This window comes from Acaryochloris sp. IP29b_bin.137, assembly GCF_028285745.1.
In the GTDB taxonomy this organism is placed as follows: domain Bacteria; phylum Cyanobacteriota; class Cyanobacteriia; order Thermosynechococcales; family Thermosynechococcaceae; genus Acaryochloris.
This window is the reverse complement of sequence record NZ_JANQOP010000046.1, coordinates 55,966-67,006: the sequence shown is the minus strand read 5'-3', so window position 1 is coordinate 67,006 and position 11,041 is coordinate 55,966. Positions and strand designations below refer to the sequence as shown.

The following is an 11,041-nucleotide window of genomic DNA, read 5'->3' as shown; positions in this document are numbered from 1 at the left end:
TTTTCTGGGTCGCTTTCTTCGTACAGTAATTGGGCAATCGCATCAAGATGGACTTTGAGTTGAGCTGCTTTCTCTGAGTTCATTGATGAAGATTTTTGGGCAATACTTGTATCCTCTACTGTTTCACAACAACCTGCAAAGGTGACATGCTCCCATGCCACCTCTCCGAGATGTAGAGTATTATATTTATAGAATTAAGTTTCAAGTTTTTTCAGTCATCTAACTCGTTAATTGAGTTAGCTTTGTTAGCCTATTTAAGTCGTTTTTGCCAAGATTAAAATCGAGTATTGATGATCATCAATACTCGATTTTAATACATTCTAGTTTCAATGGATTGGCATATTAAGGCAATAGAAAATTTAAAAAAAATTTAAATATCAACAAAGCATTGACATTATTAGACCTCTAATTCAATTTGTGCTGTAATCTGACTCGTTTTTTTACCCTCCACCATATCGTCAGATGAATTATGTAAGAGGTCTATTGAACTTGCCAGCCAGCCATCCTAGAAGACAGAAACCATATTTAACCCACTTTTATCGATTTAGATATATGAAAAATGGCGAAATTATGTGGCGAGTGAATCCAAATATCAGACCCTCGACTAACGAGCTCTCAACTTTACAGATACTCGCTCAGCAAGGTGAGAAAAGAGTGATATTGACCCCATAGTGAATCTTTCGGCGATTGTGAATAATCTACGACAGTTTTTCTTTGATGCTAGAAAGATAGGGCAGTCTCTGGCGTAACATTTCGGATCTCAGCTCAAAGGTATTTCTTGGAGGGAAGCACTTAAACTATGCACTGTAGATAATCTGGATACCTTGCTTCTGTAGACACCATCTCCTGATCTACCTGAGATGATACAGAAAGGCCATGAAAATCTTGCTATAAAAAGGATGTTTGGCAAAAGTAGTATGCCCAAGCTTTTCGACAACACCAAGTCACCCCCTCTAATTTCTCGTTAATGACAAACAAAAGGATCTTAGTGGGGAGAAGGTTTAGACCGCCAAGATTGCAGTTCTGAAGAGAAGACAGCAATGGCCTATGCGACGCAACCAGGTGATAGCTTTCCGCTAGGAGCGATGGTCAGAGACGGAGGCGTCAACTTTTGTCTATACGCCAAAGGGGCGACTGCGGTTGAATTGCTGCTGTTTGATTCACCAGAAGCCCTCCAGCCTAGCTGCACTTTGTGGTTAGATCCAAACAAAAATCGTACGTTCCACTACTGGCATGTCTTTGTCATCGGTCTTGCGGCGGGACAGGTCTATGCCTACCGGGTGGATGGTGCCTACGATCCTAGCCAAGGCCTTAGGTTTAACTCCAACAAGGTCTTGCTTGATCCCTATGCCCGCTCGGTGGTGGGCTGGTCCATCTATTCCCGTCAGGCAGCACACCATCCTGGAGATAACTGTGCCCAGGCGCTTAGGGGCGTCGTGGTCGATCCACTTCAATATGATTGGGAGGACGACCGCCGTCCTCAAACCCCCTATGCTGAGACGATCATTTATGAACTACATGTGGGTGGGTTTACTCAACATCCCAATTCAGGATTACCTGCTGAGCAACGGGGCACCTTTGCTGGATTGATCCAAAAAATCCCCTACTTGAAAACGTTGGGTATTACGGCAGTGGAGTTAATGCCGATCCACCAGTTTGATGCTAGCGATGCACCGCCTGGAAAAACGAATTACTGGGGCTATAGCACAATAGCCTTTTTTGCGCCGCACCGGGACTATAGTGCTTGTAAGGATAAGTTAGGGCCTGTTAATGAGTTTAGAGATTTGGTCAAAGCCCTACATCGCGCTGGGATTGAGGTAATTTTAGATGTGGTATTTAATCATACCGCTGAAGGTAATCATGAAGGCCCCACCCTGTCCTTTCGGGGGTTGAGTAATGAATCATACTACGTTCTTGAAGCGAATAAAGCCTATTACAAAAACTATAGTGGTTGCGGTAATACGGTGAAGACCAGCGCGATTAGCGCATATCTCATTCTAGACTGCCTGCGCTATTGGGTATCAGAGATGCACATCGATGGTTTTCGATTTGATCTGGCATCTGTGATGGCACGGGGTGAGACGGGCGAACCGCTAGATAATCCCCCCCTTTTGTGGATGATTAACACTGATCCCGCTTTGGCTGGCACCAAGATTATTGCTGAAGCCTGGGATGCGGCAGGACTGTATCAGGTAGGGCATTTTGCGGGGGAACGGTTTGCTGAGTGGAATGGTCCCTTTCGAGATGAGGTGCGGCGCTTTGTGCGAGGGGATCGCGATCTCACTGGGGCGATCGCACATCGAATCATGGGTAGCCCCGATCACTACCCCCATCTCAAGCGAGGGCCGAACTACAGCATTCACTTCGTCACTTGTCACGATGGGTTTACCCTGCATGATTTAGTGAGCTACAACACGAAACACAATGAAGCGAATGGCGAAGATAATCGGGATGGGACAAATGACAATTTGAGCTGGAACTGTGGTGTTGAAGGCGCAACGGAGGATGCTGCTATCCAAGCACTGCGGTTGCAGCAGGCGAAAAATATGCTTGTCCTTTGGGCTGTATCCCAGGGGACGCCAATGCTGTTGATGGGGGATGAAGTCTTGCGATCGCAGCTTGGCAACAACAATGCCTACTGCCAAAACACCCCAATAAGCTGGTTCAATTGGGAGAAGCCCTCAACTCAACAAGACTTTTTTGGCTTTGTCCAGCAGCTCATTGCATTGATTCAAAGCCTCGAAATCTTTAGACATGACGAACGCCTTAATGTCACCGCCTCAGATTCAAATATCCTTGAACCCTCGATCACTTGGCATGGAACTCAGCTGGGTCAACCAGATTGGCGTCACGACTCCCATAGTCTGGCGTTTACCCTGCGTTATCGACAGTATGGTGAACTGCTGCATGTTATTCTCAATGCCTTTTGGGAACCTCTCACCTTTGAGTTACCGCCCCTTAAGAATGGGCAGTATTGGCAGCGCATTGTGGATACGGCATTAGCTGCCCCAGAAGACTTTTGCCCTATTGATCACGCCCCCGCAGTTGCGCAGCTTTTCTATCCAGTCAATGCTCGTTCTTCAATCATCTTGATAGCCGAAAGTTGGTAACCCCAACCACAGTTATCTGCCAACCGACTCGATAGGGTTGGGAATAGTTGTTTAAGTGATTTGGATGACAGCTTTGGGTAACGGGCAAAGGCAGTCTCACGAGGAGAAAACTGAGCATCAGGATTGGCACGTCACTGAACGTGGACAATGTGCCCCATGTCCTACTCCCCGAGATTGGGATTTACTGGAAACTCCCTACCGTTTCCATCGGTTCTTAACCAAGGTGGAAGATTATTTGAGATCGACTACTCCTGAGTCACCCAGTAACGGCCTCCCTGTTCTCCGTCGCTTAGTTCGCAAACTGGTGCTTAACTCCTATTGGTTACGCACTCAACACCCTGAACCATCTCCAAATCAGACTGCTATTCTCAATCTCTACGACGAAATTGGCTATCCCTTGACCGTTCAAATTGAAACTCAGACCAGAGATCGCTCACGCTTCAGCAGGGTACTTGCAACGACAATACCAACAATGGCAAGCAGGGCCATTGGATAGAAGGCATAGGTATACGAACCCAGCCAATCGCGAATTCGTCCAGTCACCAACGTTCCGGCCAAAGCACCGACGCCATAGGCTGTAAACACAATTCCGTAATTTTGAGCATACTGTTCAGGGTTGAAAAAACGAAGGGTGGTGATCGGAGCTATCGCTAACCAACCGCCTAGACAAAACCAAAACAGACAAAAGGCAATGAGATAGGTGACCACTTGTCCTGGTTGAGCATGGATCATCAGAACGCAGGCAATCAGGACTAAAACATAGGATGTGATCGCAACATAGCAGGGTTTAAAGCGATCACTGAGCCAGCCAAACAAGGGACGACTCACACCATTAAAGAGGGCAAATAAAGAAACGCTACCAGCGGCCATCCCCGGATCGATCTTGATAATCTCTTCCCCCACTGGCCCCGAGATACCAATAGCACTTAATCCGATCAGGGTACCGATCGCATAGCAACTCCACAGCCCATAAAAAGATTGACTTTTGAGTAGATGTTTTGGGTAGGAGCGAAGATCAGGGACGGTCGTAGCCACAGACATCTGACGAGGCTGCCAGTTTCGCGGCGGTAATTTCAGGACAGTGGCAATTCCCAGAATGATCATCATAAATATAAGGCCTAGCATTCGTAGCGTGGGTCTAACGGAGTAGACCCCAATAAGGTGGTTTGCTACAGGCGCAGTGATCAGAGGAGAGAGCCCAAACCCGATAATGGTCAATCCCACTGCCAATCCTTTTTTGTCAGGAAACCAACGAGCAACCACAACCATCGGTACCCCATAGGCAATGCCAACGCCAGTCCCAGCCATGACACCATAGGTAAGGATGATCATCCCTATATTCGTGGCAAAACTGGCGAGGATATAGCCCAAACCAACTATCAGTCCCCCTATGGCCATTGTGATGCGGGGACCAATGCAAGGAATATAAAAACCTGAAATCGGCATAAATGCCGCATAGAAAACCAAGGCAACTGTATAGGGAAAGAGGCTTTCGGTGGCACTAAGATTAAGTTCGGTTTCTAAGGGGGTTCTAAAGATGCTCCAGGAATAAACGGTCCCTAAACAAAGTAAAACGCTTGTTCCTATAGGGATGAGTAGCCATCTTCCCTGCTCAGCAGGTCGTGTGAACACTGTTAATTCTGAGTCATGCATGGTAAGGACTATAGCTTATAGTTCATTCAGCTAGTCATAAAGCTCAGATGATTGACCACAGAGAAGTTCAGGCGGTCCCAGCTAGTGCCATTCATGCGGATGAGTTATGGTCCTTTGTCAAAAAATGCAAAAGCCCTGTTTTGTATCACTAAAGAACTAAAACTTTACTTACTTCGTAAATATCCTTGAGTAACTAGAAAAACGAGAATATTTGGAATACCACCTGACATATTGTTCTTGTAGTTGTCGCCATAAACGATCAGGAATTTCTGCAGACGGACAATCCATCCAAAAAATGGCCTCTAGATCTGACTTTCTATAATGCAGCCCCACCCTCGACTGGCTGTCCAACAATCGATGACATTGGCTATCTTGACTATCACCTAGGAAGAAATCTATCCATCCATTTTGTACCTGACGGTGGATAGGAATGGAGGGTTGTGTCCATTGGCCATCGGCAATACGGCTCCACTGGGTCCACCAGCGTATTATTAAACGGAAAATACTGCTGGACCTAACCCCTATATTAAGGATCTCCCGCATATTGATTGACCTCGAAAAATAGATAGCAGCTGGTTTTTCCCTTAATCTTGGATAAATTGCAGAATACACAAATTCATTCTTGACGTTAGGGAATCTAAAGGTAAAGGAGAAAGACGGCGCATTGCACTAACCTTTCAAACCAGTTAATACAGGCAAGTTGTACAAAGCAGAGCGGAATCAACCCCAGAAACTGGTTGGATATTGAACGGTTAATGCAACGCCTGTCAAAACGTTCGATGCCATTGCAACCCAAAAATAATCTCACGGTAGCAGGGATCGATCTCTAAGCGTTCTGATGGTGGATGTGCTCGTTTATCCCGTAAGTGGGAATGAGGATCACCCAAAACAGTTGAGGACATCTGAGATCGTAATCATGCATTACTAAAACGTTGAAATCAGGAAGACAAAGCATCCAAAGGGTAAATTTGCTCTAACTGAGCTAAAGCTGGTGTTGTGTTCCGTTGATTTCAACGAGTTGAGCCGAGTCTTGAAGATTGAGTGTTTAGCATTGGACGTTTTATAGCAAAGACTCCTTCTGGGCCATTCAATGATGTTTCGATAGGGTTTATTGGATCATTAGCGCTGTACTCAAGCGCTACAACCGAGAGGTGTTCTGGGGAAAATATATTTTGGGGACGAATGGACTAGTATTGTTAACCCTGTGGACGAGTATTTTTCTACTTCAGTCTGCTAATTCATGTACTCAGCACAATGAATGGGTCTGTAAGAGATCAACTCGAATAGCACTCTAAAAAAGTTCCATTGCTTGAGTACTCAAATTGACCATTTTTGCTATCTTTGATACAGAATAGATTGATCGCACAGGTTTACAAAATCTTAATCTGTATCTATCGCTGCAATTTTTAGATTTTTCTCTTAAATCCCTAGCCCTTTAATATTAATTCATATGATAAGTATTTTTCTATCTAGCTCTATATTCCGTCTCTACTACCTTTTAATTTTTGTCTCAATACTTAAGCTTTAAATCGCTAGAAGATAATTTGAAATTCATGATTTGGAGAATAAAAATAGATATTTATCAGACTAGTCTAAGAAGCTGACTACTACTTTGATACCTGCTCTTCGAGTTCTAGAGTGATATATTTAAAAGCAAGTTCTGGGTTCTCTAAGTTCTGCAAATCCCTAACTAGGTTTTCCTTAGTTTACTATTTGATTTTTAAGGTAAATATGCGAATAGAGTTGATAATTATCAATGATTACCCACCCTAATATTAACTTTAGTAAGCAGTAAAATCTCTAAAGATAGGAAGGGCTTCTAAGAAGCAAAAATGAATGGTTCAGAAAGTACAAACGTTCCTGGCCTTCACAAAAGGCAACTTTCTTGAGATTTAGTTAACCAATCAGCTCCAATTGTGTTAAGGAAATCACTTTTCTTTTGTAGGGTAAGTCAATGTTCCAGGATTTATTGCCACCGCTCAATAGCCATAACCTGCCCTATCCCGACACCCTTCATCCCATCGTGGTGCATTTTGTGATCGCGATGGTTCTATTCGCTGTTCTTTGTGATGGAGTTGGATATTTCACTCGAAATTCCCGCTTATATGAGGTGGGCTGGTGGAATTTGATGTTTGCAACAATTTCGGTTTTTATTGCGGTGATTTTTGGGCAAATTGAGGCAGGATTGGCCATGCCCTATGCTGCTGCCACTCGGGATCTAAGCTTGCATACGCTCATTGGCTGGGCGCTTTCTGGCCTTCTGGCACTTATTACTGGGTGGCGCTACACCATTCGTTTGCGTGCCCCAGAGGTTCTTCCATTACCTTATATCGGAGGCAATGTGATCTTAACGTTCATTGTCCTTTTTCAGATTTATTTGGGGGATAAGCTGGTGTGGGTCTACGGTTTACATACCGAAGCCGTTGTCGAAGCCATGCGGGGAGGTCTATTGCAGTGATAGGTGGCTGTTCTGCATTTCTCAGCTTGGGCGTAGGGGCGAATGGGTTACCCTATGCCCTGCCGATTCATCCCAACTTGGTTCATCTGACGTTGGGCTTGTTTATCGTTGCGATCGCATTCGACATCGTTGCGACCCTTTATCCCCTGGAAAAACCCATTTTCAAGTTCCTGGCCATTCCCGCCACCAGCTCTAGTCTGTACGACGTGGGCTGGTACAACATGGTGGCAGCAGCAATCATCACTTTCTTTACAGTGGCTGCTGGATTCTATGAGATTCTGCTTGCAGACCCACCAATGGATCAGGTTAGCCCTTGGGGGTTGAGTGCCCTGAATACCATGCTGTGGCATGGGGTGGGAGGTGTATTGCTGCTAGGGTTGATTGTGGCCATGACGGTATGGCGGGGATTTCAGCGCTTTGTGTGGCGGTCCGATCGGGTTCGCCAGGTGCAATGGGGCTATTTGCTGGCGGGCCTGGGCATCTTTGCCTTGATGTTTATCCACGGAACCTTGGGAGCTCATTTGGGAGCCGACTTTGGCATTCATGTCAGTGCGGATCGTTTGCTGCGGGCCGGGATGGATCCCAATGATCCCCTCAATTTATTGGTTCAACCCTAGGAATCTCCTATGAATCGACGTACACTTTTGATCTTGGTGGGACTTGCGATCGCGGATTTACTGATCAGTCTGTGGATCGGTCAGCAGGCCTACCACTGGATGCCTCCCCAAGCGTCAGCAGAGGCGCTGCTGGTGGATCATCTCTTCAGCTTTATGACCACCCTGGGTAGCTTTATCTTTTTGGGGGTGATGGGAACACTTCTGTACGCCGTTCTCTTTCAACGCGCCGCTAAATACGATACGAGCGACGGCCCGGCCATCGAAGGCAACGTCAAGCTAGAGGTGGTCTGGACTGCCATTCCCATTGTGTTAGTGATTTGGATTGCCACGGTAAGCTACCAAACCTACGATCGCATGGGGATTCTAGGCGGCATGGGGCCAATGGCGATGGGAATGCCGATGGCAGAAGCGGCATCCGTTGCTCCTACTGAAGCGGAGCCAGCCCCCATCAACGTTTATGCTCGGCAGTGGGCTTGGGAGTTTCACTATCCCGACCCGGATATTCGCAGTACTGAGCTGCATCTGCCGGTGGATCAGAGGGCACGGCTGCTACTGTCTTCAGAGGATGTGCTGCATGGCTTTTTTATTCCCGCCTTTAGGGTCAAACAAGATGTGGTTCCCGGACGAGACATTAGCTTTGAATTTACCCCCATCCGCAAAGGGCGCTACCGCTTGCGAGATTCGGAGTACAGCGGCACCTACTTTGCTGCCAATCAGACCGATGTGGTGGTGGAATCTGCAGAGGACTATCAACAGTGGTTAGCGACCGCGGTAGCCACGCCTCCCTTCGCTGCCCAGAACGTTGCCTATGAAGAATTCAATCAAGAGACGCAAAGTGCCCTTGACTTAGGCTGGGAAACGGTGAAGCCTGCCCCAGCCCCTGTTGTAAATTACGCCAGTTCAGAGAACGACCCCCATGAGTGATGCTTCTTTGCCGTTGACGCCACCCAGCCGTCAGCCCCAACCGGGGGCCCCCGATAACTGGCGCAGATTTTTTAGTTTCAGCACCGATCACAAAGTGATCGGGATTCAGTATATTGTCCTCGCCTTCTTCTTCTTTCTGTTCGGTGGGCTGCTCGCCATGGTGATGCGGGGCGAACTGATTACCCCTGATTCTGATCTGGTCGATCGCACCGTGTACAACGGTCTGTTCACCATGCATGGCACTATCATGCTGTTTATGTGGACTTTTCCCATGCTCAATGGGCTTGCCAACTATTTGGTGCCGCTGATGATTGGGGCACGGGATATGGCCTTTCCTCGCCTGAACGCAGTGGCGTTTTGGCTGGTTCCCATATTTGGCGTGATCTTGATCATTAGCTTCTTTGTGCCGGGTGGCCCCTCCCAGTCTGGCTGGTGGGCCTATCCGCCTGTCAGCTTACAAAACCCGACGGGAAATCTGATTAATGGACAATCCCTCTGGTTGTTGGCGGTGGCCCTGTCAGGGGTGTCCTCGATTATGGGAGCGGTCAATATTGTCACCACCATTGTCAGAATGCGAGCCCCCGGCATGGGCTGGTTCAAAATGCCCGCCTTTTGCTGGACCGTTTTATCTGCCCAGATTATTCAGCTCTTCGGCTTACCCGCACTAACAGCAGGGGCTGTGATGCTGCTGCTCGATCTGACGGTGGGAACAAGCTTCTTTGAACCGTCTCGCGGTGGCGATCCGGTGCTGTATCAGCATTTCTTCTGGTTCTATTCCCACCCAGCGGTGTACGTGATTATTCTGCCCATCTTTGGCGTGTTTTCAGAGGTTTTTCCGGTCTATGCCCGCAAACCTCTGTTTGGCTACAAAGTTGTGGCGGTGTCCTCCCTAATCATTACGGGACTGAGCGGCATTGTCTGGGTCCATCATATGTTTGCCAGCGGCACCCCCGGCTGGATGCGGATGTTGTTCATGTTCACGACCATGGCAATTTCAGTGCCCACAGGCATCAAAGTCTTCGCTTGGGTCGCCACCATCTGGGGCGGTAAGCTGCGCCTGACCACTTCGATGCTATTTGGCTTGGGGGGACTGACGATGTTCCTATTTGCCGGAATTACTGGGATTATGTTGGCGTCGGCTCCCTTTGATATTCATGTCAATAATACCTACTTTGTCGTAGGCCATTTCCACTACGTTATTAATGGGGCCGTAGTGATGGGCTTCTATGCAGCGATTTACCACTGGTTTCCGAAAATGACGGGGCGGATGTATTACGAAGGCTTGGGGAAACTCCACTTTGCCTTAACCTTTATTGGCCTAAATCTCAACTTTTTGCCGATGCATCCCTTAGGGCTACAAGGAATGCCCCGTCGCGTGGCTTCCTACGATCCAGAGTTTGCCTTCTGGAATGTGTTGGCAAGCCTGGGAGCCTTTCTGTTAGGGGTTTCTACCCTGCCCTTTATCTTAAATATGCTCAGTTCTTGGGTTCGGGGTGAAACCGCGAAGGACAATCCCTGGCGGGCCATTGGACTGGAATGGTTGATTGCCTCGCCGCCTCCCCATGAGAACTTTGAACAAATTCCGATCATCCTGTCGGCTCCCTACGGTTATGGCAGCGATGAACCTTTGACCGCAAACGATCCGACGAAGGAGCTAGCCAGTGAACCCAGCGAATCTTGATCCGGCCCTCGAAGCTCAGGTTATCCAGGAAACGGCTCATGAAGAAGACCACCGCATGTTTGGCTTCATCATCTTTCTGTTATCAGAAAGCATCATCTTCATCAGCTTTTTTGTGGGCTACACCGTTTATAAAACGAGTGTCACTGACTGGCTACCGGCGGGTGTGGCAGGGTTAGAGGTCCATGAGCCCCTGATCAATACAATTGTCCTGGTCTCTAGCAGCTTCATCATCTACTTGGCCGAGCGTTGTTTGCATCGCGATAATCTGTGGGGATTTCGAGCCTTTTGGTTGTTAACCATGGCAATGGGTAGCTACTTTCTTTATGGTCAAGCTGTGGAATGGATGAGTTTGCCCTTTGGCTTTAAGTCAGGCGTGTTTGGCGGCACATTTTATTTACTGACGGGCTTTCACGGCCTGCATGTCTTAACTGGGGTGCTATTGCAGAGCATTATGCTGACCCGTTCATTTATCCCCAATAACTATAGTGGGGGGGAGTTTGGCGTCGCGGCAACGTCTATCTTCTGGCACTTTGTCGATGTGATCTGGATTGTGCTCTTTATGCTGATTTACGTGTGGCAATAGTCCACCCCATCCTTT

8 protein-coding genes and 1 pseudogene are annotated in these 11,041 nt (G+C 47.5%); 7 read left to right on the top strand and 2 right to left on the bottom strand.

Features of this window, described 5'->3' with window-relative positions; all coding sequences use genetic code 11:
* Positions 1 to 1,040 precede the first annotated feature (1,040 nt).
* Positions 1,041 to 3,110: a glycogen debranching protein GlgX gene (gene glgX / locus Q0991_RS03835; RefSeq protein WP_299485668.1), complete on the top strand. Its 2,070-nt coding sequence runs from the start codon at positions 1,041 to 1,043 to the stop codon at positions 3,108 to 3,110.
* Between the two features lie 417 nt (positions 3,111 to 3,527).
* On the opposite strand, the gene Q0991_RS03830 is transcribed toward glgX, so the two are convergent.
* On the bottom strand, positions 3,528 to 4,775 hold the full coding sequence (locus Q0991_RS03830; protein ID WP_366524894.1) for an OFA family MFS transporter: 1,248 nt from the start codon (positions 4,773 to 4,775) through the stop codon (positions 3,528 to 3,530).
* A 5-nt stretch (positions 4,776 to 4,780) separates the two neighbouring features.
* Between Q0991_RS03830 and Q0991_RS03825 the strand changes: the two are divergent.
* Positions 4,781 to 4,894: pseudogene (locus Q0991_RS03825) on the top strand (IS1 family transposase); the annotation flags it as partial.
* Between the two features lie 636 nt (positions 4,895 to 5,530).
* Here the strand turns inward: Q0991_RS03825 and Q0991_RS03820 are convergent.
* Positions 5,531 to 5,665 carry a hypothetical protein gene (locus Q0991_RS03820; RefSeq protein WP_299485665.1) on the bottom strand — a complete coding sequence of 45 codons (135 nt, stop codon included), beginning with the start codon at positions 5,663 to 5,665 and terminating at the stop codon, positions 5,531 to 5,533.
* Between the two features lie 1,052 nt (positions 5,666 to 6,717).
* Between Q0991_RS03820 and Q0991_RS03815 the strand changes: the two genes are divergently transcribed.
* From Q0991_RS03815 to Q0991_RS03795, 5 genes are read left to right on the top strand one after another with little or no spacing between them, the layout of a single operon-like run.
* On the top strand, positions 6,718 to 7,221 hold the full coding sequence (locus Q0991_RS03815) for a DUF2231 domain-containing protein (protein ID WP_299485663.1): 504 nt from the start codon (positions 6,718 to 6,720) through the stop codon (positions 7,219 to 7,221).
* On the top strand, positions 7,218 to 7,838 hold the full coding sequence (locus Q0991_RS03810; RefSeq protein WP_299485661.1) for a DUF2231 domain-containing protein: 621 nt from the start codon (positions 7,218 to 7,220) through the stop codon (positions 7,836 to 7,838). The genes Q0991_RS03815 and Q0991_RS03810 overlap by 4 nt, the downstream gene beginning before the upstream one ends.
* A 9-nt stretch (positions 7,839 to 7,847) precedes the next feature.
* A complete protein-coding gene (locus Q0991_RS03805) occupies positions 7,848 to 8,762 on the top strand; it encodes a cytochrome c oxidase subunit II (protein WP_299485659.1) in 915 nt (304 codons plus the stop codon).
* On the top strand, positions 8,755 to 10,443 hold the full coding sequence (gene ctaD, locus Q0991_RS03800) for a cytochrome c oxidase subunit I (RefSeq protein ID WP_299485658.1): 1,689 nt from the start codon (positions 8,755 to 8,757) through the stop codon (positions 10,441 to 10,443). The genes Q0991_RS03805 and ctaD overlap by 8 nt, the downstream gene beginning before the upstream one ends.
* The gene (locus Q0991_RS03795; RefSeq protein WP_366524892.1) at positions 10,424 to 11,026 is read left to right on the top strand and encodes a heme-copper oxidase subunit III; all 603 of its coding nucleotides are present in this window, start codon (positions 10,424 to 10,426) and stop codon (positions 11,024 to 11,026) included. The genes ctaD and Q0991_RS03795 overlap by 20 nt, the downstream gene beginning before the upstream one ends.
* Positions 11,027 to 11,041 lie beyond the last annotated feature (15 nt).